Here is a 24,703-nt window from a genome sequence, read left to right on the forward strand (position 1 = left end):
TAAGGCTTGGGAACGGAAGCCGTACAGCGCCAATAAAAAGGGCGGCCTCTTGGCCGCCCTTTTTCACTTTCGAGGAACCTCTTCGGGATCAGCCAGTTACTTGTGCCTGGGATCTTTCCAATATTCCTTTACCGTATCCTTCATTTCTTTTGCCAGCACCGTAATACCGAACAGATTGGGCAGGGTCATAATAATGATCGCCACAGCGGACAGGTTCCAAATGATGGTTGTGTCCTCGATTGCCGCCCAGAAGAAGGCAACCACATACACAATTCTGTAGGGCATTACCGCTTTAGGCCCGAACAGGTAGATCATCGAGCGGTCGCCGTAGTAAGACCAGGCGATAGCCGTGGAGAAGGCAAACAGCAGAATCCCCAGGGTAACAATTAGCCCACCATATTCCCCAAAGAAACCGCGCTGAAACGCTTTGTTGGTCAATGCCACCGAGTGCACCAGGGATTTGCCCCAGATATCGACATCCTCATTGGCGAACTTACCATCCACTACAGTGAGAACACCGCTGAAGCTGTCATCGCCAACGCGAAAATCCAGATCCTCCGCGATAGAGCGCGCGTGAATCAGGGTAAAATCCTGGGTATTCTGCGCATGACCGTCGTCCACCACTACAGAGCCATTATAGGCTTTTACAGTACTTGGCTGGCTACTCAGGTAATTAAACAGCTGCTTCACATTATTAGCATTGTTCTCGTCAAAGCGGCCTTCCACCACATAGGTATCCGCCCCTTCAAACAGGTTCTCATGCTTTTCTGTCCAAACCCCGGAGGAGAGAATCACAAGGCCGGTCAGGGTACAGATAATGATCGTATCGATGAAAGGCTCCAGCAGGGAAACCATACCTTCGGAAACCGGTTCATCGGCGCGCGCTGCGGCGTGCGCAATCGGTGCGGAACCCTGCCCCGCTTCGTTGGAGAAGAGGCCCCGGTTTACCCCGCGGTTAAAGGCATAGGCAAAGCTGGCACCCAGAAAACCGCCCACTGCCGCACTGCCGGAAAAGGCATCGCGGAAAACGGCCCCAAAGGAAGGAATAATATTTTCGTAGTTGTATAAAATAACACCCAGGGCACCGATCACATAAATTAATGCCATGGTGGGAACAATGGTGGAAGTCACCTTGGCAATCCGCGTGATACCCCCAATGATCACCATCCCAAGCAAGATAGCGAGCACTCCGCCGGTCAACCCCTTATTGATACCAAAAGAATCATGCATGGCCTGGGCGATATTGTTGACTTGGGGAAGACTCCCTGTGCCAAATGAACAAATGACCGTGGCAATGGCAAACAGAACAGCCAGCCACTTCATGTTGAGGCGGCGCTCCATATAGAACATGGGGCCACCGGCAAAGTACCCGTCCGCTGCCTTGATACGGTATTTGTGGGACAGCGTCACCTCGACAAACTTGGTTGTCATACCGAGAAAAGCCGTCATCCACATCCAGAAAAGCGCAGCCGGCCCTCCCAAGTAGATGGCGAGACCCACACCACCGATATTACCGGTACCGACAGTACCGGAAAGCGCGGTCGCAAGGGCTTGAAAGTGCGAGGCATCACCGGGATCGCTGGGCTTGTCGTACTTGCCCTGTACAACTTTGATCGCATGCCTGAAGTAGCGAATCTGCGGGAACCCAAGATAAATGGTGAAAAAGAAACCGACTCCCAACAACACGTAGGGAAACCAGCGTGCTGAACCGAGCAAGCCGTCCAGTGACAGCAATAATTGATTAAAGGACTCCAAGCTAACCCCCACGGTTCTGACTGAGTTTTGATTATTTTATAGACAGCCAAAGCTGTAATACGTGGCGCAGATTAGCAGCTTCCACGGCGCTAGAACAGTAATGCCGGTCAATCCCCCAGAAATGAAAAGTTCTGCCGGTAGGGAAACAGAGCAAACAGCCCCCCGGTATGAACGAAAACCAGATTGTCAGCCCCTCCATAATTCCCCATTTTCAATTCCTGCAAAAGCCCATGGAAGGCTTTGCCGGTATAGACCGGGTCCAGTAAAAGTCCCTCAAGGCTCGCCACTTCAGCAATGGTTTGATAAACCGGTCTCTCTGCTTGGGCATATCCCGGCCCGATATAATTTTCATTGACACGAACTACAAGTGAGGCGGTATCCACTCTCGCTCCCGCTAACGCAGACCAATGACGAATATCCTCCCTTATCTTGGTCTGAAAATAGGCCGCGTTGTCACAGACAGCGTAGCCAGTGACTTTACACCCGGTCTTCAGCAGGTGGCAACCCAGCGCCAGGCCAGCCTGGGTTCCCCCACTTCCGGTAGCGCACACGATATGCTCTGGCTCGAAACCATACGCCAGGCAGTCAGTCATCAACTCCTGGGACGCCGCGATATACCCCCAGATACCAAGGCCGTCACTGGCACCCGTGGGAATACAGAATGGCCGGTGGTCCCGGGACCGATAGTCCTCAGCCCAGTATTTAAAGCGCTCAGCTAACGTATCCTGGTATTCCTCCGCTGGATACACTGCCACGGCTGTGCCAGCCAGGCGATCCAATAACAGATTTCCATCCATCTCCTCACTGGTCCCTCCCCGCAGTAACAGCTGTACCTGCAAACCGAGCCGGGCACCCACAAGTGCCGTGGTGCGGCAATGGTTGGATTGCAAGCCCCCACAGGTAATCAAGGTATCACAGCCCTGCCCGGTGGCAGCAGCGGTGACAAACTCGAGCTTGCGAAGCTTATTGCCCGACATCCCGGATTCAGTCAGGTCATCCCGCTTCACCCAGATTCGCGGCCCACCATAAGGGAAGGAAAAACGCTCGCTGATACGATTCAACGGCTGTAAAGGGGTTGGCAGATTGGCCAGCTTCAGACGGGCGGGCAACTCGATGGGCAGGTTTTTGCGCACGGCGGTTCCATCCCAGTTCATTGGATCAATGGCAAACGGTGGCCGAATTGGGAATCCCTTGCCCCTACAGATTAGTGCCTCTAGAACCCGTTTTTGCCAAGGCCAAGGCGACGAGAATGGCTTATACCACGGCGTAAGCCCATACAGGCAGCCCGGCAAATTTTCCTCATTGGCTCAGTCGCTTCCTCCGGCAGATTGGCCTGGATTCTGGATAGTCCCACTGATCAAAAAAGCCCGATTAAGGGCGGCTTGTGCAGAACAATTGACCTGAGAAAAGAAGCGGTTCCCCCCTTTCACAGGTAAGGTAAGCTGAGCTGAATCCCGGATTGTCATTACCTTCCAGACAATGTCTGTTATCAACCAATTACCTTTGTTTTAAGCACAGTCCTCGCATGATAGCGAATCCCCTACCAAACAGTACGCAGGGGATTCTCTTCAAAACTGAATCAGGCGCAATAAAAAAGCCCGGCGACTACCAGGCTTTTCTTGACTAAACAGCTAAAGGCGCAGGCCGTACAACTTGTCAGATCTTTTTGATCGTGCCTTTGGGCAATACAGCGTTCACTGCCACTTTCTGGAATTTCAGGGACATATTGTCCGCCACCTCCAAAACGATGTAGTCGTCATCGACTTTGTCGACCCGGCCCAGCATACCGCTGCTCATGACCACTTCATCGCCCTTTTTCAGAGCACCCACCAACGCCTGATGCTCTTTCTGGCGCTTGCGCTGAGGGCGGATAATAAAAAACCACATAAACGCGAACAGGCCCGCAAACATCAGCAGGGTAATCATTGAATTGCCCTGGGGTGCCGGCCCGGCTTGCTGTGCCATGGCAGAAGGGATAAAAAAGCTCATGCAAAACCTCAAAGAGTCAGCCTATAAAATTGCCGCCAACTCTAACGGGTTTACCCCGCCGAGGCAACGGATCGGACCGATCCGGGCTGAACCGGCCAAACCCATTTCCGCTTAAAACCGCTGACGGACCTGGCGCCGGTAGCCAGTTGGTGACATACCAGTCCAGCGTTTGAAGGCACTGGTGAAACTGGTTCTGTCCGAGAAGTCCAGAATTCTTGAGATACCGTCGACACTGAGCGCGGTATCCTTGAGAAAATGCACTGCATGGCGGAATCGCACGTGATCACGCAACGAGGCAAAGCTCAAGCTGTGCTCCTGCAATCGGCGCTGTAAAGTCCGGGTAGACATGCTTAAATCGGAAGCGACCGGGCGAATCGCGAGAGAGGCCTTGCCAATGCGCTGTTCCAGCACATCGATCACCCGAGCGGCAATACCAAAGCTAGTTGCCTCGGGGGGGGCCAGGAGCTGGTCGAGAATATTCGGGTCTCCGGATATCCTGGCCTGCTGAAGGGATTTGTCTTCAGATAGCGAAGTCTGGTCGGGCTGAGTATGGTTCATCGAGCTGCTCCTTTTGAGTTCCGTGAGCCGCAGTTATTTTTCTATGTCCGCTTCCAGCGAATCCCGGTTACCACTGCCCGCTCCTGCATACCAACCATCTTTTCGGGCTACCACTTGATGCGGGATGCATCGAAAACTGACATCGAATCCTTCACAGAGATGTACAATTTTTAAACTAACCGCTCCGGCAATACCCCACAGAGAAACACTCTCTCGCCGGCGCACCTTTCCTTTACAACAGCCAGTATAGACCAAGATTTGAGAAAGCAAGGGACGACAGCGCTTTTTTTCATTGTCTTTTGCTGCAGGTGCAATATCCACTCCCTGAACCAGGGCTCAAAGCGCAGGAAACCGCGCCCCAGGGCGACCAATGGACACACGCCCTGCCGAAACCCACCCTACACGACGGTCAATCCAGGTTCTCATCGATCCAGTTGAGCACATCGGTATGGTGGGTCTTGGTTTTAACCTTGTCAATGACATGCCTGAGACGACCGCTCCTGTCGATGATAAAGGTGGTCCGTATCAAGCCCAGGTACTCCCGGCCCATAAACTTTTTCAAGCCCCAACAACCATATTTTTGGGCGATTTTATGCTCTTCATCGGACAGGAGATCAAAGTTGAGTCCCTGTTTCTCAATAAACCGCTGTAACTTCCCCACCCCATCTGGGCTGACCCCCAACACTACGGTACCGCGTTTCTTGAACGCCTCGGCACTATCCCTGATACTGCAGGCCTGCGTGGTGCAGCCCGGCGTCAGCGCTTTGGGGTAGAAATAGAGCACCAGATGATTTTTGCCACGAAAATCCTTAAGAGAAACTTTCTCACCATTTTGGTTGGTCAAGGTAAAAGCCGGTGCCAAATTACCAATTTTGGGAAAGGCCATATGAAATCCCCTGGGGAGCTGGAGTAAACAATACAGGGATTATAACGAAAGGAGGCTATAGAAACGCCAGTTCGGCGCAAAAATCAAAACTGGTGCAGTTGCAATGCCCTGTCTTTACGCGCGCAGATACCTATACGCCCCAACCTCTTAACCAACTCCGCCTTTTCCGCATCGGTCAGGAATTCCCCCACTTCCAGGCACCCCTCAGGGCCACTAAAGCTCACCGAGGCGGGTTCTGCTGTCCCGCTGCCCATGCGCACCAGGACCGCCAGGCTGTCCCTGGTGAACTCCCGGTGGTAAACGCTCTGTTGACGAAACCCCCTGCAGCAATCGAACACGACCTGCTCATCATCAATACGAATCACTTCGCGGCGGGTTCCCTCCAGGCAGACATAGGCAAACAGCACCGCCAATAACAGCATCTCCAGGCCCGCAAACGGCAGAATCATCCAGGCACCGGCAAAGGCGAAAGCCAGGCTGATACCGAGGGAAACAGCGACCAGGGAGAAAAACACCCACAGGTTTGCAGAGACAGACAGGGATTGATTTGGTTGAAGAAGAATACAGGCGCAGCGGGGAGAGTAACGGCCGACTTCAGTAACCATGGCAGACGGTTCCGGCAAGTACTTACTCTCAGTGTAGTGTCGCTGCCGGCAGCCCACATTGGCAGAACAGCCCGGTAAATCCTCCCAAATGCGGCTCCAGAACAAACACAGCCAAAAACCCGCTGGACCGGGCGGGTTTGTTGGCGAGTGACCAGACGCAATGGCTGGTCGATCAACCGGATTATGGCAGCAGGTGCGCTACTGCATCGCGCTCTTCCACCAACTCCTGCTCGGTGGCAGCCATCTTCTCACGGGAGAAAGTGTTGTTTTCAACACCCTGAACAATTTCCCAGTGGCCATCCTTGCAGGTGCAGGGGAAAGAGTAAATCAGGCCTTTCTGAATACCATAGGAACCATCACTGTACACTGCCATGCTGGTCCAGTCGCCTTCAGCAGTACCCAGTGCCCAATCATGCATGTGGTCGATCGCCGCATTGGCAGCAGATGCCGCGGAGGAGGCACCTCGAGCCTTGATGATTGCCGCACCACGCTGCTGAACAGTGGGAATAAAGTCATTCTCGTACCAGTCCTGCGCGACCATGTCCATAGCGGCACCGCCGGAAACTTTCACCTGGTACAGATCCGGATACTGGGTGGAGGAGTGATTGCCCCAGATCGTCAGATGGGTAATATCGTTCACGCTGGTCGCTGTTTTGTTGGCCAGTTGGGACAGAGCGCGATTGTGGTCCAGCCGGGTCATCGCGGTGAAGTTGCGCGGGTCCAGATCCGGGGCATTGCGCTGGGCGATCAGCGCATTGGTATTCGCCGGATTGCCAACTACCAGTACTTTTACCGTGCGCGAAGCAACGTCGTTTAAGGCCTTACCCTGTGCAGAGAATATTGCGGCATTGGCTTCCAGCAGATCCTTGCGTTCCATACCCGGCCCGCGGGGGCGCGCACCGACTAGCAGTGCGTAATCGGCATCTTTAAAGGCAATAGTGGCAACATCGGACTGAACGATACCCGCGAGCAGCGGAAAAGCACAGTCTTCAAGCTCCATGGCGACCCCTTTCAGCGCCTCCAATGCCGGTGTAATTTCCAGCAACTGCAGAATAACCGGTTGATCTTTACCCAGCATCTCGCCGGAAGCGATACGGAACAACAACGAATAGCTAATCTGGCCGGCAGCGCCGGTAACAGCAACACGAACAGGTGCTTTCACGATAATTCTCCCTCATTGGTAAGCGGCCGCATTATAGGGCCTCGCAGGTAAAATTCATCTCATTCAAGCGAATAAGCGAGCCAATTTAAGAGTGAAAACGCCCTGCTTGCGCCAACACCGCACAAGGCCCCTCAAGCCCGCACAAGTTCCCGGTAACGCGTTTGCAAAGCGCGATAAACCTGGTCGCTGTAGTCGGCATCGGCAGAATCGAGCTGGTCGGCAATCTCGGCCAGGTGCTCATTGTCTTCACGCCCGCACCAGTGCTTCAGATAGGTACCCTGCTTATAACCATTGTCCTGGCGAAAGCGATTAAGCACATTTTTACCGACATAACGCCGATAAAGCTCCGCAAATGACATTGTGGTATCGGCGAGCAATTGGGCAAATCCCACCAGATCAAACTGCTTGCTGGCCAGCGTGTTCAGGGTGAAAGACTCCAGGTTCTCACGGAAATCTCCCGGCGCGCGCCGCTCGCTCTCAAGTTCCTGCAGCATAGTCACCGCCACCCGTTCCGGAGCGCCCTGCTGTAACTCCAGGCTGAGCCCGAAATGCCAGATATCCACCAGCTCCAGTTTTACCTGATCCATATCCGGCTGCTGTTTTTTCCACCACTTCCAGCCAAAGTGATCCAACAACTCGGCACTTTCCACCCAAATCGCCCGATACCAGGCAAAATTTTGTGTGCGCCAGTTGTCATTGACCAAGGTATTAATCTCGTCTTGCAGTGTCAGCATGACCTGCAATTGCTGTTTCATCATTGGGGTACTTCCTATAGACCGAATCAAGCGGCTCGGGAGAATAATCGGAAAAAGTTTTCAGTGGTCATCTCGGCCAGTCGCCCGTAGGGAATTCCCCGTAAGTCGGCGATAAACTCGGCAACTTCCCGTACATAGGCGGGAATATTTGGCTTGCCACGATAGGGAACCGGGGCCAAATAAGGGGAATCCGTCTCCACTAGCAGACGATCCAGAGGCAGCTTGCGCGCTATGTCACGCAGTGCTTGCGCATTTTTAAAAGTCACAATGCCGGACAGGGAAATATAATAGTTGAGATCCAGTGCAGACTTTGCCATCTCCCAGTTCTCAGTGAAACAGTGCAGAACCCCTGCCGTTTCCAGGTTACCGTATGCGCGAATCAGGTTGATGGTGTCCTCGCGGGCATCGCGGGTATGCACAATCACCGGCAGCACCGCTCGGCCGGCAGCCTCCAGATGTGCAGCAAAACTCTGCTGCTGAATGCTCTTGGTTCCTGTACTGTAGTAGTAATCGAGACCGGTCTCCCCCAGTGCAACCACCTTGGGGCGCTCGGCCATTTTTATCAGTGTATCGACATCGGCCAGCCCCGATTCCACATCCAGAGGGTGTACTCCGACCGAGCAGACAACATCCCGGTAGCGGGAAGCAATCTCCACTACCGTATCCGCATTTTCCAGGCTGACCCCGACACACAGGAACCTGCCAACCCCGCGACTGCGGGCGAGCTCCAGCACCGCATCGAGATCACCATCCAATTGATCGAGTTTCAACCTGTCCAAATGACAATGGGAGTCTACAAGCATAAAGGTATCTACAACGTGTGTGTGGGCCGGCTCGATTCCAGCGTGCCTGCCAGGTAGGTCTCGATCTTATTCTGGGCGATATTATCCTTGTCTCCAAACTGAACGCCGATACCCGGCGTGCGGTTACCCTGTGCCCCGCTCGGAGTTATCCAGATGACCTTGCCGGCCACCGGGATTTTTTCCGGCTCATCCATCAGACTCAGCAGCAGGAAAACTTCATCGCCGAGGCTGTAGGATTTTTCAGTACTGATAAACAGACCCCCATTCTTTACGAAGGGCATATAGGCCGCATAGAGAACAGACTTATCCTGAATCTTCAGCGAAAGGATACCGTTGCGGGCACCGCCTCCCATGGCTTTCATGCTCAATCCCACTGTTTTTACTATCGTACTAACTTATCCGAGCCCACCGGCCCTGTCCAGAATTCACACTTTCTCTGACCCTGAATGGGCCCTGGCGGCAATCTCAAATCCCGTTTCGGGGCAGGTTTCTAGATAAACAGCCTCGCCCAGCGGATCATAAGCTCTTCGAGAAGCAAACGGCGGTTGGGGTTTGCTCCTCCCATCAATCCCCTGCGCGCCTGCGCAAGGTGATCGTAGCATCCAAACAGCGGTCGCAGGCTTTCCTCCCCGGCGCCAGGCAGTCTTTGCAACAGGGCCATCATCTGGGCATCCCCACTTAAATCACAGCTGCGCATTTGCACCATCTGCGCAAGCCATTGCTGCCAGAACTGTAAAAACTGGTCCAGCGCTGTGTGCCCGGGGGGCGTCTCCCAGCGAGCGGCCGCGATGACTGCACTGACATTCCCCTGAGCGAGGGCGGTCAACGCCTGCAGAAACTGTTCACGCTCTGCCCTGGCTTCCACTCCAGCCAGAGTCGCAGCCATGAGTGGTGCCCCGCCGGACAGAGCCAGGGATCGCCGCGCCACGGTGTCTTCGAGGCCGGCGTTTTCCAGCCACTGCAAGGCCATTTCCTCCGATGGCGGCGGAAAAACAATCGACTGGCAACGGCTGCGTATGGTCGGCAACAAGCTCGAGGGCGAATCTGTAATCAGCAGGAAGATGACCGACGGCGCCGGCTCCTCCAGATTCTTCAGGAGCGCATTGGCCGCATTGATATTCATCGCTTCCGCCGGCGCCAGCCATACCAGCCTCGCGCCTCCACGCCCGCTGGTACGTGCAACAAAGTTACCCAGTTGACGAACCTGCTCCACTTTGATGGCCACCCCTGTCTTCTCAGGCTCCAGTCGCAGAAAATCCGGATGAGAGCCCGCCTGCCAGAGCCGGCAATCCCGACAACTGCCACAGGCCTGCCCGTTCTGCGGCTGTTCACACAGCACCAGAGCGGCAAAAGCCTCGGCAAAGCGTCGTTTGCCAAGCCCCATCTGGCCCGTCAGCAGCAGTGCGTGCGGACAGCGTCCTGCCCGCCACTGAACCCCGAGGCGCTGCCACTGCTGAATCTGCCAGGGTAGCAGGGCGGGAATGGAAGTCTGTTCAAGTGTTTCAGATACGGACATTTGCCAAGTTCATGTTAAAGGAAAACCGCCATCTGCAGGCCGCACTTTTTGAGGAGAGCCTGACTCACGGCTACAACAAGCGCTCCAGCTCCTGCACCAGCGCTCTCTGCACCTGTTCCAGGGGTTGGCTGGCATCGACAATGGCATACCGCCCCGGGAAGGTCAGTGCGCGCTCATGATAAGCGGCGCGCACTCGATGGAAGAAAGCCAGGTGCTCGCTCTCAAAACGATCTGCCGCCCCCTTTCGGCCTGCGCGTTGCAAACCGGTTTCCGGGTCCAGGTCCAGCAGCAGTACTTTGTCCGGACGCAAGTCCCCCTGCACAGCCTGCTCCAGCTGCTCAATCCGTGCTCTATCGAGCTGGCGACCACCGCCCTGATACGCGTAAGTAGCATCCGTAAAACGATCACAGACAACCCAATCGCCACGTTTCAGCGCCGGCACAATCACCTGGGCCAGGTGCTGGGCCCGTGCGGCAAATACCATTAACAGTTCAGCCGTCGGGTTCACTACTTCCTCGCGCCTGGTGAGCAGCAGGGCGCGCAACTGTTCCGCCAGAGGCGTACCCCCAGGCTCTCGGGTCTGAATAAACGGGATGTTACGATCTTTCAACCACTGGGTAATAAACTGCAGGTTGGTGGACTTACCAACGCCTTCCACTCCCTCCAGGGTTATGAATTTTCCGTGCGACACAATTTAATTTCCTTCTGCCGGGCTGGAGCGATAGTCCGCTCGCCGCTTCAGCTGATACTCCCGCACTGCACGGTTATGCTCTGTCAGAGTCGCTGAAAAATGGTGGGAGCCATCACCCTTACCTACAAAATAAAGACTTTTGCCCGGCTCGGGATTGAGGGCTGCGCGAATGGCTGCGCGCCCTGGCAGGGCTATAGGCGTCGGGGGAAGTCCACGGATGACATAAGTATTATAGGGGGTTGGCTGGCGCAAATGCGCGCGGGTAAGATTTCCGTTGTAACCCTCACCCAAACCATAGATCACCGCAGGATCTGTCTGCAGCCGCATACCCCTGTTCAGGCGGCGCACAAAAACCCCGGCAATTTGACTGCGCTCGGAAGGCTGCCCGGTCTCTTTCTCGATTAGAGAGGCCATGATCAGCGCCTCATAAGGGGATTTGTAGGGAAGCCTGTCTCCCTTCGCCAGCCACTCCTCGCCCAACACCTGCTGCATACGTTCATAGGCCTGCTGCAGCAACTCGATATCGGTGGTGCCGGAGCGATACACATAAGTGTCGGGGAAAATCCAGCCCTCGACTGCGCCGCCTTCCAAGCCGAGCGCCCGGGCAGCGGCATGCACAGTGCTGCCCGCTGCGGATTTTACGATCTTCTGCTCAGACCTGATCTTCTGCAGTGCCTGGCGGAACGTCCAGCCCTCCACAAGCGTAACCCGGTAGCGCATAACCTCGCCGCGGTGCAGACGGGAGACCAGGTCTACTGCGCTGCTGCCCCGGGGCAGCAGGTATTCTCCGGAATGGATATCGGTCTTGCCCGCCCAATAGGCATAGGCGAGCACAAGACGGGGCCAGTGGATAATGCCATCGCGCTCCAGGTGTCTGAGCGCTCCGGATAAGCTGCTGCCCTTTTCTACCTGGAACTGCCACCCGCTTTCCCCTAGTGGCAGTGCAGCCGTCAAAGTGGTCTTCACCACCCACAGTGATAGTGCCGCCAGTAGGCACACCAGGAAGAACCCACCAAATGCGGCCTTACAAAGCTTTCCTGAGGCACTGGGCCGCTTTTTCTTCACCACAACTCTTCCCCAATCAACTGCTGCAACCTTCGCGCACCCGCTCCTATTGACCAGCTCTTAAAACCAATAATCTCTACCACGGGCAACACCCCCCGGACACTGTTGCACAGCACCACCTCATCGGCACCGCACAGTATGTGTATATCCATGTCCCGCTCCTGCCACCCGATCCAATCAGACAACCATGCACGCATGACTCCCCGGACACCACAGCGCTGCAGGTTCGGGGTCACCCAGGTCTCGCCGAAGCGTGCCAGCAGGTTACAGCGCAGGCTTTCTATTACCCTGCCGGCACTATCGAGCATCAGACCATCCAGGCGCTCGCCATCTGGCAGTTCGGCTTTTGCTGCATTATATCGGCTGCGACACAAAAATTTGCAGCCCGAATTCATCAATTCAGGAATTGGCAGGTGCGTGTTGCAGGGAAATAAGTGAACACCAAGTTCTGCCTCCATTGAGTGCATCATTGGAAAAAAGGACAGATCCCAGCATTTGTGGCCGTCAACAAGGCCGATACGTAATCGGGCGGTCGCCTCCCCCCGGATAGACTGGGTCGCCAGGTGTGAGATGGAACGATCTATTTCAGCGAGGAGATCCTGTTCCAAAGAGGCGCTTCGGATCAGGCGGGTCCTGTGCAGCGGCCACAACCGCAGGCTGCCGTTACGGCAACGCATGGTTTCGAGGATGCCATCTGTATAGTCACTGTCGGGGACCAACCGGGGCACAGCCTGCCCCCGCAGGAAGAATTGTGGTAACTGAAACATCCTCCCCCCAAAACAGCGCGCTCACCCCTGTATGGGCGAGCGGATCAGACTCGCTTGAAGATCAGTGACCCGTTAGTACCACCAAACCCGAAGGAGTTTGAGAGCACTGCGCCTATCGCCATGGACTGGGGTTCATGGGGGACAAGGTTTATACCGCGACAGGCATCGTCCGGGTCATACAGGTTGATGGTAGGCGGTGCTACCTGGTCGCGCAGCGACAAAACGGAGAAAGCCGCTTCTATTGCACCCGCTGCCCCGAGCAAATGACCAGTCATTGACTTGGTGGAACTCACGGCCAATTTTCTGTTAGTGTCCGCAAAGATACTATGCACCGCCTGAATTTCTGCCCTGTCACCCAGTGGCGTTGAGGTACCGTGGGCATTGATGTACTGGATGGCATCCGCATTGAGTCCGGCATCGCTGAGCGCATTTTGCATTGACAATGCTGCACCTGCGCCGTCCTCGGGGGGGGAGGTCATATGGAAAGCATCGCTACTCATACCAAAACCGACTGCTTCCGCATAGATTTTTGCCCCTCGCGCCCTGGCCCGCTCGTATTCTTCCAGAACAAGCACCGCAGCCCCCTCTCCCAACACAAAACCGTCGCGGTCCTTGTCCCAGGGTCTGCTGGCGACCTGCGGGTCTTCATTGCGGGTGGAAAGTGCCCTCGCTGCGCAGAATCCGCCGAGCCCAACGGGTGTCGTAACCATTTCGGCACCGCCACATACCATGACATCTGCGTCGCCATATTGGATTGTGCGCATACCCAGGCCCAGCGCATGCGTGCCGGTTGTACAGGCCGTGGTCACAGCGAGGTTCGGCCCCCTTAGACCATACTTAATCGACAAATTACCCGCGACCATATTGATAATGGCGCCCGGCACAAAGAAGGGTGACACCCTGCGCGGCCCTTTTTCCGCAATCAGCATCCCATTATTTTCAATGGCCAGGATGCCCCCCATGCCGGAACCGATACAGGTGCCCATGCGCGGAGCGTCGCACTCGCCTACTTCCAGGCCACTGTCTTCCATCGCCTGGATACCCGCAATCAGGCCATACTGCAAAAAGGGATCCATTTTGCGCGCGTCTTTAGCCAACATGTAAGGGGTGGGATCAAACGCTTTGACTGTGGCCGCAAAGCGGGTGGAAAAAGCGGAAACATCAAATGTCTCTATCGGAGCTGCGCCACTGGTCCCAGTGAGAATGCCGGACCAAGTCTCTCCAATGGTGTTACCCAGCGGGCTGACAACCCCCATTCCGGTTACTACAACTCTTCTGTGCGACACTCTGGTTCCCCCGAAGCTCTTGCTGCCGCCGTAGATTCCAACCCAGTGGAGAGAACAACCCCCGGTCAGCAGTCATAATTCCATGGTGCGAATAAAAAGAGAGCCGCGCTATGAAAAACATAGAACGGCTCCCAGAGTCGCTTGGCCAAGTATCGGAATGATACTGCCAGCGCCTAAACTACCCAGCAGAAATTAACCAAGGTTGTTCTTGATGTAATCCATTGCCAGCTGAACAGTAGTGATTTTCTCAGCTTCTTCATCGGGAATTTCGGTCTCGAATTCCTCCTCCAAAGCCATTACCAGCTCAACTGTGTCGAGCGAGTCCGCGCCCAGATCTTCAACAAAAGAGGCTTCAGGCTTAACGTCTTCTTCCTTCACGCCCAGTTGTTCAGCAACGATCTTTTTAACGCGCTCTTCAATGCTGCTCATGATTCAATTTAACTCCTAGTGGGTAAAAATCTGTTTTGGTCGCTATTGTTATTCCACCAAATTCAATCTTTGGCGATAACGACCGGCTCACACAGCTTTTGGCTAATTCAGAGGCCATTGTACCCCAAGTTTTTGGGGATGTAATGTACGGCCCTGCACCACCGCCAGCAAACTAACATATACTTTAAAAATCAATAAGTTAAAGAATAAATTTCAATTGCTCATCAGGTCATGTACATGCCGCCATTGACCTGGATTGTCTCACCGGTGATATAGCCACCGGCATCACTCGCCAGGAATGCTACCACAGAGGCAATCTCCTCAGGCTGACCGAGTCGGCCGAGAGGGATCTTTCCCAGAAGTGCCTGGCGCTGTGCTTCAGGCAGCACTTTGGTCATATCAGTATCAATAAACCCGGGCGCAACGGTATTGACCGTGATGCCGCGAGAGCCGATTTCCGCCGCCAGTGAGCGCGCAAATCCTGCCACGCCAGCCTTGGTAGCAGCGTAATTACTCTGGCCCGCATTTCCCATACTGCCTACAACAGAGCTGATATTGACAACACGCCCCCAGCGCGCCTTGGTCATATCGCGCAAGCAGGCCTTGGTTACACGGTATACGGCGGACAGATTTGTTTCAATGACCGAGTCCCACTCGTCATCCTTCATGCGCATCAGCAGGTTGTCCCTGGTGATTCCCGCATTATTGACCAAAATAGTGGGTGCACCGAAATCACTTTTCACGGCAGCGTGCAATTGCGCAATGCTCTCCAACTCGGTGACATCGAGAACCATGCCGACACCGTTGATGCCTTTTTCGGCAAAACGCAGAGTGATTTTCTCGGCGCCGCCAGCACTCGTGGCAGTGCCGATGACCGTGGCACCCAGACCGCCCAACATATCTGCCGTCCCCGCGCCAATACCGCGGCTGGCTCCGGTAACCAGGGCTACTTTGCCCTCAAGGGAAATCTGAAACGTCATAGTAGCTTTGTCCTTGTGAAAAGTCGCACTCGGCTTTTTGTAGGTTGTAGGGCCTATGCCGCAGTGGATCTCAGCGCTTCATTAAAGCTGCATGGATTATCAACAGCGTGGCAGGCAATGTTGCGATCGACTCGCTTTACCAGTCCGGCCAACACCTTGCCGGGCCCGCATTCAATCAACTGCGCTATACCATCGGCGATGATCTTTTGCGTACAGGCAGTCCAGCGCACGGGGTGATAGATTTGCTTGATCATCAGGGCCTTTATTGCCGCCGGATCTGATTCTGTTTGTGCATGTACATTGTGCACAATGGGGATTTCAGGCGTATCAAACTGCGCCGCTTCAATCTGGGGCGCAAGCTTCTCAGCAGCCGGTCGCATCAGCTCGGTGTGGAAAGGGGCACTGACCGACAGAGGCATGACCCTCTTGGCACCCGCCGCCTTACAGGCCTCTATGGCTCTCTCCACTGCAGCGCTATTGCCAGCGATCACGACCTGACCGGGAGCGTTATAATTCACGGCAGTAACCACTTCGCCCTTTGCCGAACCAGCACAAGCAATTTCCACTGCCTCGTCATCGAGGCCAATTACTGCCGCCATGCCTCCGCTGCCCAAAGGTACAGCCTCCTGCATCAGGCGGCCGCGCTCGCGCACCAGATGTACCGCTTCTTTAAAGGCCAGAACACCGGAACAGACCAGGGCGGACCACTCCCCTAGACTGTGGCCTGCCATACGGGCCGGCAAGGCGCCACCGCGCGCGCGCCAGAGGCGATACAGGGCGACGCTTGACGTCAAGAGAAGGGGCTGGGTGCGCTGGGTGAGATTGATATCCTCCTGCTCGCCATTCTGACAGAGATCCCAGAGGTCGTACCCCAGAACTTCCGAAGCTTCGGCAAAAGTAGCCGGGATTTCGGGGGCTTCCAAGGCAATCTCGGCAAGCATCCCTATCTTCTGAGATCCCTGCCCCGGAAAGACAAATGCAAGTGCAGCATTGGTCATAAGATATCCTTAAACCTAAATTGGCAATTATCAGCAGAGGGTATTTCCTATCCTGCTCCCCTCGGGTTGCGCGCCCCGGATCGTGCCATGGCAGCACCAACTCTGGCGGCAAGATTGGCATCGGCACACTCTTTGGCCGTCACCAATGCCCGGTAGAACGCCTCGCTGCTGGCCCCGCCGTGACTCTTGATCACGTTGCCCTTCACCCCTACAAAACTGGCGCCATTATAGCGGGCAGGTTCCAGCTGTGTACGCCATTTTCGCAACAGCTTAATGGCCAATTGGCCAAAAAAACGCTTGAAATATCCCTTTTTCTCAATGGTGAACACTTTTTGACCCATTAGTCGAATCACACCCTCAGCGGACTTCATCGCCACATTGCCCATCAAACCATCGCAGACAACCACATCCACCGCGCCGGTAAAGATATCGTGCCCCTCCACAAAGCCCACATAGTTAATCTGGGGATCTGCCTCGAGCAGATTTGCGGCTTTTCGTATCTCGGCTGTCCCCTTGTACGCCTCCGCGCCGATATTCAGCAGGGCCACCCTGATGTCCTCGCGGGCAATCGCCGTGTGGATATGCTGCGCCTCTATACCCATCCGCGCAAATTGCAGCAGGTCTTTTGCACTGCAGTCGACATTCGCTCCGAGATCCAGAAGATAGCAGGAGCCTTTGCCCGAGGGCACCGATTTGCCCAGCGCCGGCTTTCTAACCCCGTCAATATTACCGAGAATACTGCGACTTAAAGCTAAAAGCGCGCCGGTATTGCCGGAAGTGACCACGGCCTGGGCATCGCCACGGGCAACCGCCTGCAAGGCCAGGGCCATTGTGGACTCACGCCTGTGGCGCACAGCCTGAAGGGGATTGCATTCCTGGGTAATGATTTGCTCGCAATGAATGATCTCAAATCGGTTTGGAGATTCCAGACGGTACTGCTTCGATAGTTGAGTTCCGAGCACCTTGCGTGGACCAAAAAGCGTTAAGTGCGCCTCGGGGTAGTTCTGAAGAAATCTGGTGCAGGCCGGAACGACAGAGCGGGGACCTAAGTCCCCGCCCATCGTATCCACGGCCAATCGCAATTGGCTGATCAAGACTTACTCTTCTTCGGTGCCGCCGGTTGCGATCACCTTGCGGCCACGGTAGAAGCCATCTTTAGTCACGTGATGGCGACGGTGCTTCTCACCAGTTGTCGGGTCCACCGAGAGGGTTGTATCGACACCCAAAGCGTCGTGAGAGCGACGCATACCGCGACGGGAACGAGTCTTCTTGTTTTGTTGAACAGCCATTGCCAGCTCCTAAAATAAGCAAATTTCGCTGGAACCGGGGCGCCTACCGGCGAGCCCTAACTCATCGAGCCAATCTATGACTTACCCGATGAACCCTTCAATCGTTCCAGCACTTTAAAGGGGTTTTCCTGTTGCCCACCCCCCTCGACACCACTCTCACCAAAATGGAAGCGTCTTTTGGAGACACACTCCTCCTGATGATAAGCCACTATCGGCAGATTGAGCAGAATTTCATCTTCGAGAATCTGGTGCAAATTCAGCGCATCGCCACCCTGTATCACCGGATCCAGATCCTTGGGAAGAGACTTGCCCTGCGCCTCAGACCACACAATACCCCAGCAAAATGGCGCTTCAAACTGCTCGCGCACCGGGTATAGACAGCGCTGGCAAAGCAGCTCAACAGTACCAGTGACTTTACCGCGCACGGTGAGATGCCCTTGCAGGTCCCGCCTAAATCGCAATTCGGCCGAAATCGCACCATCAACAGACTCTACAGCACTACTTAGCCGCTCGAGCGAAGCCAGCGGCAAAATACCGTCGAGACACTGCTCGCGCTGCACCAACTTTCGTGCATCAACGCACTTCGGCAATACTGGTTTAGAGGGGTCTGTCGGCATAAGCGCGCAATTCTATGGACTCGCCCCACCCTTGTCAAAGCAATTGAGGCCCTGCAGTATCCCCCGAGCTTAAACCGCAACCGCACAGAAGTGGAGACACTGTAAGCATGACCCAGCCCCTGATACTCGCCTCAAGCTCCCCCTATCGAAGAGCCCTGCTCAGGCAGCTGCAACTTCCCTTCCGGTACGCCGACCCCCGTACTGATGAAAAGGCAAAACCTGGGGAGGATGCCGACGCCCGAGCTCTGAGACTCGCCGGAGAGAAAGCCCGCGCCTTGGCCTCGACTTACCCGCAAGCCCTGATTATTGGGGCGGACCAAGTGGCCGAATGCTGCGGTCACATCCTCCACAAACCGGGCTCCCAAGCGCGCGCCATAGCGCAACTGAACATCTGTGCGGGCAAGCGGGCCACCTTCCATACCGCCTTGACTGTCCTTGACAGCACGAGCGGCAGACAATCGACGGGCCTTGAAACCTATACCGTCTATTTTCGCCCACTCAGCAAAGCGCAAATTGAACGCTACGTGGAATTGGAGAAGCCCTACGACTGCGTGGGCGCGTTCAAGGTGGAGGGACTGGGGATTGCACTATTCGAAAAGCTGGAGGGCACCGACATCAATACTCTGGTAGGCCTACCGCTGATCCGCCTCACAGATCTGTTGCGCGAACATGGCATCGACCCACTGGCAACGCCCCTCAAGGCACCAGGGGCGGCCAGCTGAGTAACTCGGCAAACCGGTTGATAATGACTTTGGGGCCACATTCCTGCAAGCGCGCCGGACAATGCACACCGTAACTGACCCCAACGGAGGGCATACCAATTGCCGCAGCCATCTCCAGGTCATATACCGTATCTCCCACCATGACCGCCTGACCGGCGGAGCGGCCTGTTTCCCGCAGCAGCTCTCGCAGCATCCTCGGATCAGGCTTGGAGGCCGTCTCGCCTGCACAGCGGCTCGCGGTAAACAGGTGTCCCAGCTCATGCTGCTCTAATTCGCGATTGAGACCGCGGCGGCTTTTACCCGTGGCCACCGCGAGCAGATGCCCAGCACAACACAAGCGATCCAAGGTATCCAAAACCCCGTCAAACAGTGGCAGGGGCTCGGCCCAGGCTAACAACCACTCCTCGGAATAAAATTGACGCAGCGCCTGTTTTTCCTCACTGCCAACATCGGGCAGCAACGTCTCCAGCGCCTCGGGCAACCCGAGCCCGATAATATTGCTCACCGCCTCTGCAGCAAGCAGTGGAAGCCCCACACGCTCAGCGGCACGCTGCATGCACGCCACGATACGCGACTCGGAATTACAGACAGTGCCGTCCCAGTCAAGAATAACCAGCATCAGCCCACTTCCTCGCGCAACCTCTTCAACAATGCACCCAGTTCATCGGGTAACGGCGCCGCCACACGTACCTTTTCCCCACCCGGAAGTCGACAAGCCACAGAGGCGGAATGCAGAAAAAGACGCTTGAGTCCCCGGTTGCGAAACTCCCGGTTTACATCATCCGGTGTGTACTTGCCATCACCCGCCAATGGACAACCGACAAACTGCGCATGCACCCGGATCTGATGCGTGCGCCCCGTCACCGGTTCCACCCCAAGAAGCGTCGCCGTCCGAAAGCGCTCCAGCACCTGAAACCGGCTCTCCGAGGGCTTACCGTCGGGATGAACGGATACCATTCGCTCGCCGCTCTTGAGGGTATTTTTGCGCAGACAGGCCTCTATTACCCGCCGGCCGCGCGGCCATTTGCCCGCAGCCAGCGCCAAATAGGATTTATCCACGCGGCTACAGCGCAGATCGGCCTGTACATGCTGCAGCACGGCGCGCTTGCGCGCCACCATAATTGCGCCGCTGGTATCCCGGTCCAGCCGGTGCACCAGCTCAATAAATGGGCTCTGCGGATACATCTGGCGCAGCACCTCGATCAGCCCGAGCCGTACACCGCTGCCACCGTGCACCGCCAAACCCGCAGGCTTGTTGACAATCAGCAGTCCATTGTCATCGTAGAGAATGGATGCTTCCACCAGTTGGCGCAGAGACGCCCCGGCCAGCGGAGCGGGTGTCGTGCTGGCCGCGCGTATGGGCGGCACGCGCACCACATCGCCCGCCCTCAGCTTGTATTCCGCCTTCACACGCCCTTTGTTTACCCTGACCTCGCCCTTGCGCAGGATTCGATAGATCCTTGAACGGGGCACACCCTTGAGGCGCGCCAGAAGAAAGTTATCAATCCTCTGCCCTGCCAGCTCAAGCGGCACAGTCAAAAATTGCACGCCGCCAGAGGGGGTCCAGATACTAGAGGAATTGTCGGTTCGTGCCGGCTTAATAAGAGAGGGGGTACTTCGCATGGCAGGCATCATAGCGTTGCAACCGGGACAATTGAAGCACTCTTCTGTCCATGCTATATTCAGGCAGACCGGATTCGGCTGGTTTTCAACCATTGGCACCTTGCCAAGGTTAAAGACAGCTATGTTTTCAAAGAAAATATCACCGTTCGACCGGTGCGCGGGAATGCCGCGTTATCGATTACAACCCAGCCGGTGAGGCGTTACCAGCAATGCAAATCCCTGGGAGCCTCATCGGTAGTAACAACCCGCGGTTGTGCGGGTAACTATCGCGAAGGTAAGACGGGCCGTGACCCGCAGCGCTTGAAAGGACGACTCATTGACTTGCGTCCCATTCTGTAGCAGATAACGCCAGCGACCGCACTGGCGAACCGGGTTTTACCGCTTCCACAAACCCGGTGGACAAAATATAGAACTGCTGGTCTCGGTCAAAAGCCGCGCTACACAACCAGCAATGTTGACGCAAACCTTGTCACCCAGCTTGAAATTGACCGACGGGTGGCTCCCGACCCAGTCATGGAAGCCCATAGCACTGGTACCGGGCAGTACTACAAAAGGTACTGAAGGAAAAATGGTACTGTTGAAGGTACCAATGGATAACGTGGCAGCAGCGCGTATCCAGAGTTTTTGCAGTGTCAGAAAGGGGTGGGCATTTGTTTCAATAGGCCGCATAGATCGAATGAGCGGCAGAGCATAGTGCCACCCTTTTCCCTGCCCCGCCATCTGGTCCTCTCCTTTTGGCGGCCCAAAAGCAAGCCTGTGAACCGCGGTTGTCCTCCTTCGTGTAACGCAAGGAAAACGACACGCATGAAGAGAATGTTAATCAACGCAACCCAGCCAGAGGAGTTGCGTGTTGCCCTGGTGGACGGCCAGTGGCTCTATGATCTGGATATTGAAAACCGTACCCGCCAGCAGAAAAAAGCCAATATCTACAAAGGCAAGATCACCCGTGTGGAACCGTCCCTGGAAGCTGCCTTTGTTGACTACGGCGAAGATCGCCACGGCTTCCTCCCGCTAAAGGAAATTTCCCGCGAATACTTCCTCAAGCACGAAGGCCGCATCAAGATCAAGGATGTGGTTAAGGAGGGCATGGAAGTCATCGTACAGGTGGACAAAGAAGAGCGCGGCAACAAGGGCGCAGCACTGACCACCTTTATCAGCCTTGCCGGGCGCTACCTGGTACTTATGCCAAACAACCCCCGCGCCGGGGGTATTTCCCGGCGCATTGAAGGTGATGAGCGCTCTGAACTACGCGATGCCCTGGCCAGCGTAGAAGTCCCCTCGAGCATGGGCATCATCGTACGCACCGCTGGTGTGGGCCGCAGCAGTGACGAACTGCAGTGGGACTTGAATTACCTCCTGAAGCTGTGGGCCGCTATCAAGGAGGAAGCCGATTCCTCCAAGGCGCCACACTTCCTATTCCAGGAGAGCAACGTCATTATTCGCGCAATCCGTGACTATATGCGCGATGATATCGGCGAAGTGATTGTCGACGACAAAGGCGCTTACCAACTGGCAGCAGAATTCGCCCGCCAGGTCATGCCCCACTCTACCAACAAGGTAAAGTATTACGAAGACGCCATCCCGCTGTTCAACCGTTACCAAATCGAAAGCCAGATAGAAACCGCCTTTGAGCGTGAAGTGAAACTCCCCTCTGGTGGCTCCATCGTGATCGACGTCACAGAGGCGCTCGTATCTATCGATATCAATTCCTCCCGCGCGACCAAGGGTGGGGATATTGAAGAGACTGCACGCAATATCAATCTGGAAGCGGCTGATGAAATTGCCCGCCAGTTGCGCCTGCGCGATATGGGGGGCCTGGTTGTTATCGACTTTATCGATATGCAGAGTAAATCCAACCAGCGCGAAGTTGAAAAGCGCATGGAGAAGGCCCTAAGCATGGACCGCGCCCGTGTCCAGGTTGGCCGCATCTCCCGCTTTGGCCTGCTTGAAATGTCCCGCCAGCGCCTGCGCCCCTCTCTGGGAGAAACCACTTTTCGGATCTGCCCCCGCTGTAGCGGCCAGGGCACCATTCGCGGCACCAAATCCCTGGCGCTCTCTATCTTGCGCCTGGTGGAAGAAGAGGCCAAAAAAGAGCGCAGCGCGGAGATTCGTGCGATCACCCCGGTGAATGTCGCCACTTATCTGCTCAACGAAAAGCGCAAAACCATTTCGCAGATCGAATCTCGAAACAATACCCGCGTCGTTGTCGTACCCAGTGCGGAGCTCGAGACTCCACACTTTGAAGTGCAGCGCCTGCGCGATGACGATACGGCCACCCCGGAGACCTCCTATAAAATTTCCGGCACTGTCGAAGAGGCCGCTACCAGGAAAGAGGAGAAGCCCCAGCGCACAGCGATTCAACCGGCTGTGCAGCAGATCGCACATACCGCTCCAGCCCCCACACCGGAAAAAAAGCCCGAGCCCGGTTTGTTCATCCGCCTGATTAACGCCATTGCCTCCCTCTTCTCAACCGGGGAAAAAGAATCAGACACACACAAAAAATCCAAGCATCGCAGCAAGGGATACCAGCGCAATCGCAATCAGCGCGGTGGCCGCAGTAACCGCAATGGGCGCCCCGCACGCCGCAAGGATGACCGCCGCGAGGAGGCCAAACAGGAAGATAAGCATCAGGGGAAACAAACTGTAGAGCACAAAGCCGGTACTGAACGGGGTGATGGCCAACGCCGCCGCCGTCGCCGTCGAAGCCACGACAGTCGTGATCAAGACGACAATCGCTCTGCGGTTACTGACAGCAAAACGGCTGAACAGGCCGGTGAAGCCGCAGGGCAACAGCAGCGACCTGCGCGCCGCCCAAGCAATGTCCGTGGACGCCCGCAGGCTCGCCGCCGCGGCCGCCGTGGAGAAAATACCGCAACCGTAGCCCAAGGCCAGGAAGAACTGAACCGCGAGATTAATGAAGCCATTGACGAAGCGGAAAGTGAAGCCAGAAAGTCTCAAGCCATTGGCAATAAAAGTTCCGGTGCATCGCCTGCAGCCCAGGAAACCAGACCCAGGAGCCGGCACCAGGGCCAGCCCAAACCATCTAAGCCCGCATCTCAGACAGAGCAAATTGCGCAGATGCCAGAGGCTCCAACAAGCAATCACTTGATGGAACAACCTGAAGCCCCGGCAACCCAAAGTGATGCGGCCAGGCACATTAGATCTGAGACCAAAAAGGTATCTACACCCGCACAACCGGCAACCACGACTGATACTGAAGAGCAACCTCTCCCGGCAGCAACTGGAGAGCAGCTGATTTCATCCCCGCTGGCAGGAGAGCAAGCTCCTGCCAGGGTGGAAATAGAAGCTGCTGCTAAGAAATCAACTGCCGGAACACCAGTAGCAGAGCCCTCACCGCTGGATAATACTTCCGTTGTTGAGCCGGAGAATGCCGAAGAGGTCGCCCTGAAAGAAGCCAATGACGCCGCTTTGCGGGAACGGCGCGATGCGAGAGTCGGTGCCCAGGAAGCCGTATTGGCCACGGAAGCTGCAGCATCGGAAAAAGCAACTACCTCTGCACTCCAAGGCCGCGCCGGCAATGATCCCCGGATCAACCCCAAGCCGCTGCGCGAGCTTTCGATTGTCACAGAGCACCGGAAAGTGGGCCTTCAGCAACCGCTGGACACAGACCAACCCGCCGCAGTCGAGCACAGCCCACGCACCCTGTCCCGCCCCACCAACGACCCCCGTGTGGCCCACGGGCAAGCACAGAGTAATGTCGATGCCGGCATCGGCCGCAATTCAGCGGAGGCCAGCTAGAGCATACCGGATCAAAGCCGCCTGCCCCGGAGGTGGCAAGTGGCTTTGACCCGTGCGACGATGCGGCCAAAACTGGTCAATAAACGGTCTAACTTATTGAACTTCTTGAAAAATTTACAATGATGCTTGTATCCATTAAGGGGCTAGGTATAATCCCAGGCACAAATTGGTGGGGTGGCTGAGTGGTCGAAAGCGGCGGTCTTGAAAACCGTTGACTGTAACAGGTCCCAGGGTTCGAATCCCTGCCCCACCGCCATATAAAGTCTTGTAAATCATAGACTTACAAGCATCGAAGGGCGGCATCAATTTCATTGGTGCCGCCCTTTTTCGTTGAGGTCTCAACAAAGTCTCAACGCAAAAAGATTTTTGTTGCTAGGGGCTGTTCCCGTTTGGATGTAGCCTATTGATTTGTAAGAGCAAGCTCGCATTGTTGAGGTTCTAACACAAC

The 24,703-nt window shown here is 55.6% G+C and carries 26 protein-coding genes and 1 tRNA gene; 3 read left to right on the forward strand and 24 right to left on the reverse strand.

Annotation, left to right across the window (positions count from 1 at the left end; translation table 11 throughout):
* Positions 1-96: 96 nt before the first annotated feature.
* The 22 genes from Q1A48_RS12335 to Q1A48_RS12440 all read right to left on the reverse strand — a co-directional run bounded on the left by Q1A48_RS12335 (position 97) and on the right by Q1A48_RS12440 (position 18,151).
* The gene (locus tag Q1A48_RS12335; RefSeq protein WP_299945210.1) at positions 97-1,755 is read right to left on the reverse strand and encodes an AGCS family amino acid carrier protein; all 1,659 of its coding nucleotides are present in this window, start codon (positions 1,753-1,755) and stop codon (positions 97-99) included.
* 107 nt (positions 1,756-1,862) lie between these two features.
* Positions 1,863-2,909, reverse strand: coding sequence for a D-cysteine desulfhydrase family protein (locus Q1A48_RS12340; protein WP_299945212.1), 1,047 nt, complete (start codon positions 2,907-2,909; stop codon positions 1,863-1,865).
* A gap of 502 nt (positions 2,910-3,411) precedes the next feature.
* Positions 3,412-3,744: a preprotein translocase subunit YajC gene (yajC, locus tag Q1A48_RS12345; protein WP_299945215.1), complete on the reverse strand. Its 333-nt coding sequence runs from the start codon at positions 3,742-3,744 to the stop codon at positions 3,412-3,414.
* 111 nt (positions 3,745-3,855) lie between these two features.
* A complete protein-coding gene (locus Q1A48_RS12350; protein ID WP_299945218.1) occupies positions 3,856-4,302 on the reverse strand; it encodes a helix-turn-helix domain-containing protein in 447 nt (148 codons plus the stop codon).
* A 33-nt stretch (positions 4,303-4,335) separates the two neighbouring features.
* Complete coding sequence (locus Q1A48_RS12355; protein ID WP_299945219.1) at positions 4,336-4,623, reverse strand: hypothetical protein; 288 nt, start codon at positions 4,621-4,623, stop codon at positions 4,336-4,338.
* 88 nt (positions 4,624-4,711) lie between these two features.
* Positions 4,712-5,188 carry a thioredoxin-dependent thiol peroxidase gene (bcp, locus tag Q1A48_RS12360; protein WP_299945222.1) on the reverse strand — a complete coding sequence of 159 codons (477 nt, stop codon included), beginning with the start codon at positions 5,186-5,188 and terminating at the stop codon, positions 4,712-4,714.
* An 83-nt stretch (positions 5,189-5,271) separates the two neighbouring features.
* Positions 5,272-5,793, reverse strand: coding sequence for a DUF2244 domain-containing protein (locus Q1A48_RS12365; RefSeq protein WP_299945224.1), 522 nt, complete (start codon positions 5,791-5,793; stop codon positions 5,272-5,274).
* 181 nt (positions 5,794-5,974) lie between these two features.
* Positions 5,975-6,955: a malate dehydrogenase gene (locus Q1A48_RS12370; RefSeq protein WP_299945226.1), complete on the reverse strand. Its 981-nt coding sequence runs from the start codon at positions 6,953-6,955 to the stop codon at positions 5,975-5,977.
* A 131-nt stretch (positions 6,956-7,086) separates the two neighbouring features.
* Positions 7,087-7,713, reverse strand: a complete 627-nt coding sequence (locus tag Q1A48_RS12375; RefSeq protein ID WP_299945229.1) for a dUTP diphosphatase — start codon at positions 7,711-7,713, stop codon at positions 7,087-7,089.
* A 23-nt stretch (positions 7,714-7,736) separates the two neighbouring features.
* Complete coding sequence (locus Q1A48_RS12380) at positions 7,737-8,513, reverse strand: TatD family hydrolase (RefSeq protein WP_299945232.1); 777 nt, start codon at positions 8,511-8,513, stop codon at positions 7,737-7,739.
* 8 nt (positions 8,514-8,521) lie between these two features.
* Entirely contained in the window at positions 8,522-8,875 is a 354-nt protein-coding gene (locus tag Q1A48_RS12385) for a PilZ domain-containing protein (protein WP_299945234.1), read from the reverse strand.
* A 128-nt stretch (positions 8,876-9,003) separates the two neighbouring features.
* On the reverse strand, positions 9,004-10,029 hold the full coding sequence (locus tag Q1A48_RS12390) for a DNA polymerase III subunit delta' (protein ID WP_299945237.1): 1,026 nt from the start codon (positions 10,027-10,029) through the stop codon (positions 9,004-9,006).
* Positions 10,030-10,099: 70 nt separating this feature from the next.
* Positions 10,100-10,720 carry a dTMP kinase gene (tmk, locus tag Q1A48_RS12395; protein WP_299945240.1) on the reverse strand — a complete coding sequence of 207 codons (621 nt, stop codon included), beginning with the start codon at positions 10,718-10,720 and terminating at the stop codon, positions 10,100-10,102.
* A gap of 3 nt (positions 10,721-10,723) precedes the next feature.
* A complete protein-coding gene (gene mltG / locus Q1A48_RS12400; RefSeq protein WP_299945242.1) occupies positions 10,724-11,785 on the reverse strand; it encodes an endolytic transglycosylase MltG in 1,062 nt (353 codons plus the stop codon).
* Positions 11,782-12,552: an aminotransferase class IV gene (locus tag Q1A48_RS12405; RefSeq protein ID WP_299945245.1), complete on the reverse strand. Its 771-nt coding sequence runs from the start codon at positions 12,550-12,552 to the stop codon at positions 11,782-11,784. Before Q1A48_RS12405 ends, mltG begins: the two co-directional genes overlap by 4 nt.
* Positions 12,553-12,596: 44 nt before the next feature.
* On the reverse strand, positions 12,597-13,838 hold the full coding sequence (fabF, locus tag Q1A48_RS12410) for a beta-ketoacyl-ACP synthase II (RefSeq protein WP_299945248.1): 1,242 nt from the start codon (positions 13,836-13,838) through the stop codon (positions 12,597-12,599).
* Between the two features lie 192 nt (positions 13,839-14,030).
* Positions 14,031-14,267, reverse strand: coding sequence for an acyl carrier protein (acpP, locus tag Q1A48_RS12415; protein ID WP_299945251.1), 237 nt, complete (start codon positions 14,265-14,267; stop codon positions 14,031-14,033).
* A gap of 224 nt (positions 14,268-14,491) precedes the next feature.
* Complete coding sequence (gene fabG / locus Q1A48_RS12420; protein ID WP_366523409.1) at positions 14,492-15,247, reverse strand: 3-oxoacyl-ACP reductase FabG; 756 nt, start codon at positions 15,245-15,247, stop codon at positions 14,492-14,494.
* Between the two features lie 53 nt (positions 15,248-15,300).
* A complete protein-coding gene (gene fabD, locus Q1A48_RS12425; protein WP_299945253.1) occupies positions 15,301-16,245 on the reverse strand; it encodes an ACP S-malonyltransferase in 945 nt (314 codons plus the stop codon).
* Between the two features lie 47 nt (positions 16,246-16,292).
* Positions 16,293-17,339 carry a phosphate acyltransferase PlsX gene (plsX, locus tag Q1A48_RS12430; protein ID WP_299945255.1) on the reverse strand — a complete coding sequence of 349 codons (1,047 nt, stop codon included), beginning with the start codon at positions 17,337-17,339 and terminating at the stop codon, positions 16,293-16,295.
* Positions 17,340-17,342: 3 nt separating this feature from the next.
* The gene (rpmF, locus tag Q1A48_RS12435) at positions 17,343-17,534 is read right to left on the reverse strand and encodes a 50S ribosomal protein L32 (RefSeq protein WP_299945258.1); all 192 of its coding nucleotides are present in this window, start codon (positions 17,532-17,534) and stop codon (positions 17,343-17,345) included.
* A 74-nt stretch (positions 17,535-17,608) separates the two neighbouring features.
* Positions 17,609-18,151: a YceD family protein gene (locus Q1A48_RS12440; protein ID WP_299945261.1), complete on the reverse strand. Its 543-nt coding sequence runs from the start codon at positions 18,149-18,151 to the stop codon at positions 17,609-17,611.
* Between the two features lie 107 nt (positions 18,152-18,258).
* On the opposite strand from Q1A48_RS12440, the gene Q1A48_RS12445 reads away from it, so the two are divergent.
* Positions 18,259-18,873 carry a Maf family protein gene (locus Q1A48_RS12445; RefSeq protein WP_299945263.1) on the forward strand — a complete coding sequence of 205 codons (615 nt, stop codon included), beginning with the start codon at positions 18,259-18,261 and terminating at the stop codon, positions 18,871-18,873.
* Here Q1A48_RS12445 and Q1A48_RS12450 read toward each other — a convergent pair.
* The gene (locus Q1A48_RS12450; RefSeq protein ID WP_299945265.1) at positions 18,848-19,492 is read right to left on the reverse strand and encodes an HAD-IA family hydrolase; all 645 of its coding nucleotides are present in this window, start codon (positions 19,490-19,492) and stop codon (positions 18,848-18,850) included. The two genes, Q1A48_RS12445 and Q1A48_RS12450, sit on opposite strands and share 26 nt — an antisense overlap.
* Positions 19,492-20,496 (reverse strand): 23S rRNA pseudouridine(955/2504/2580) synthase RluC, encoded by a 1,005-nt coding sequence (gene rluC, locus Q1A48_RS12455; RefSeq protein ID WP_299945267.1) that lies wholly within the window; start codon positions 20,494-20,496, stop codon positions 19,492-19,494. The genes Q1A48_RS12450 and rluC overlap by 1 nt, the downstream gene beginning before the upstream one ends.
* 804 nt (positions 20,497-21,300) lie before the next feature.
* On the opposite strand from rluC, the gene Q1A48_RS12460 reads away from it, so the two are divergent.
* Entirely contained in the window at positions 21,301-24,255 is a 2,955-nt protein-coding gene (locus tag Q1A48_RS12460) for an Rne/Rng family ribonuclease (RefSeq protein ID WP_299945269.1), read from the forward strand.
* Positions 24,256-24,423: 168 nt separating this feature from the next.
* Positions 24,424-24,511, forward strand: a tRNA-Ser gene (locus Q1A48_RS12465).
* Positions 24,512-24,703 lie beyond the last annotated feature (192 nt).

The organism is uncultured Microbulbifer sp., assembly GCF_947489355.1.
Taxonomy (GTDB): Bacteria; Pseudomonadota; Gammaproteobacteria; order Pseudomonadales; family Cellvibrionaceae; genus Microbulbifer.

Excerpts from the sequence above, each read along its gene's own strand:
- Q1A48_RS12450 (WP_299945265.1), bottom strand. The coding sequence starts at position 19,492 with ATGCTGGTTATTCTTGACTGGGACGGCACTGTCTGTAATTCCGAGTCG.
- Q1A48_RS12350 (WP_299945218.1), bottom strand. The coding sequence starts at position 4,302 with ATGAACCATACTCAGCCCGACCAGACTTCGCTATCTGAAGACAAATCC.
- Q1A48_RS12460 (WP_299945269.1), top strand. The coding sequence starts at position 21,301 with ATGAAGAGAATGTTAATCAACGCAACCCAGCCAGAGGAGTTGCGTGTT.
- yajC (WP_299945215.1), bottom strand. The coding sequence starts at position 3,744 with ATGAGCTTTTTTATCCCTTCTGCCATGGCACAGCAAGCCGGGCCGGCA.
- Q1A48_RS12380 (WP_299945232.1), bottom strand. The coding sequence starts at position 8,513 with ATGCTTGTAGACTCCCATTGTCATTTGGACAGGTTGAAACTCGATCAA.
- Q1A48_RS12445 (WP_299945263.1), top strand. The coding sequence starts at position 18,259 with ATGACCCAGCCCCTGATACTCGCCTCAAGCTCCCCCTATCGAAGAGCC.
- rluC (WP_299945267.1), bottom strand. The coding sequence starts at position 20,496 with ATGCGAAGTACCCCCTCTCTTATTAAGCCGGCACGAACCGACAATTCC.
- Q1A48_RS12375 (WP_299945229.1), bottom strand. The coding sequence starts at position 7,713 with ATGATGAAACAGCAATTGCAGGTCATGCTGACACTGCAAGACGAGATT.
- Q1A48_RS12385 (WP_299945234.1), bottom strand. The coding sequence starts at position 8,875 with ATGAAAGCCATGGGAGGCGGTGCCCGCAACGGTATCCTTTCGCTGAAG.
- bcp (WP_299945222.1), bottom strand. The coding sequence starts at position 5,188 with ATGGCCTTTCCCAAAATTGGTAATTTGGCACCGGCTTTTACCTTGACC.
- Q1A48_RS12340 (WP_299945212.1), bottom strand. The coding sequence starts at position 2,909 with ATGAACTGGGATGGAACCGCCGTGCGCAAAAACCTGCCCATCGAGTTG.
- rpmF (WP_299945258.1), bottom strand. The coding sequence starts at position 17,534 with ATGGCTGTTCAACAAAACAAGAAGACTCGTTCCCGTCGCGGTATGCGT.
- Q1A48_RS12405 (WP_299945245.1), bottom strand. The coding sequence starts at position 12,552 with ATGTTTCAGTTACCACAATTCTTCCTGCGGGGGCAGGCTGTGCCCCGG.
- Q1A48_RS12440 (WP_299945261.1), bottom strand. The coding sequence starts at position 18,151 with ATGCCGACAGACCCCTCTAAACCAGTATTGCCGAAGTGCGTTGATGCA.
- fabD (WP_299945253.1), bottom strand. The coding sequence starts at position 16,245 with ATGACCAATGCTGCACTTGCATTTGTCTTTCCGGGGCAGGGATCTCAG.
- Q1A48_RS12365 (WP_299945224.1), bottom strand. The coding sequence starts at position 5,793 with ATGGTTACTGAAGTCGGCCGTTACTCTCCCCGCTGCGCCTGTATTCTT.
- Q1A48_RS12390 (WP_299945237.1), bottom strand. The coding sequence starts at position 10,029 with ATGTCCGTATCTGAAACACTTGAACAGACTTCCATTCCCGCCCTGCTA.
- fabG (WP_366523409.1), bottom strand. The coding sequence starts at position 15,247 with ATGACGTTTCAGATTTCCCTTGAGGGCAAAGTAGCCCTGGTTACCGGA.
- acpP (WP_299945251.1), bottom strand. The coding sequence starts at position 14,267 with ATGAGCAGCATTGAAGAGCGCGTTAAAAAGATCGTTGCTGAACAACTG.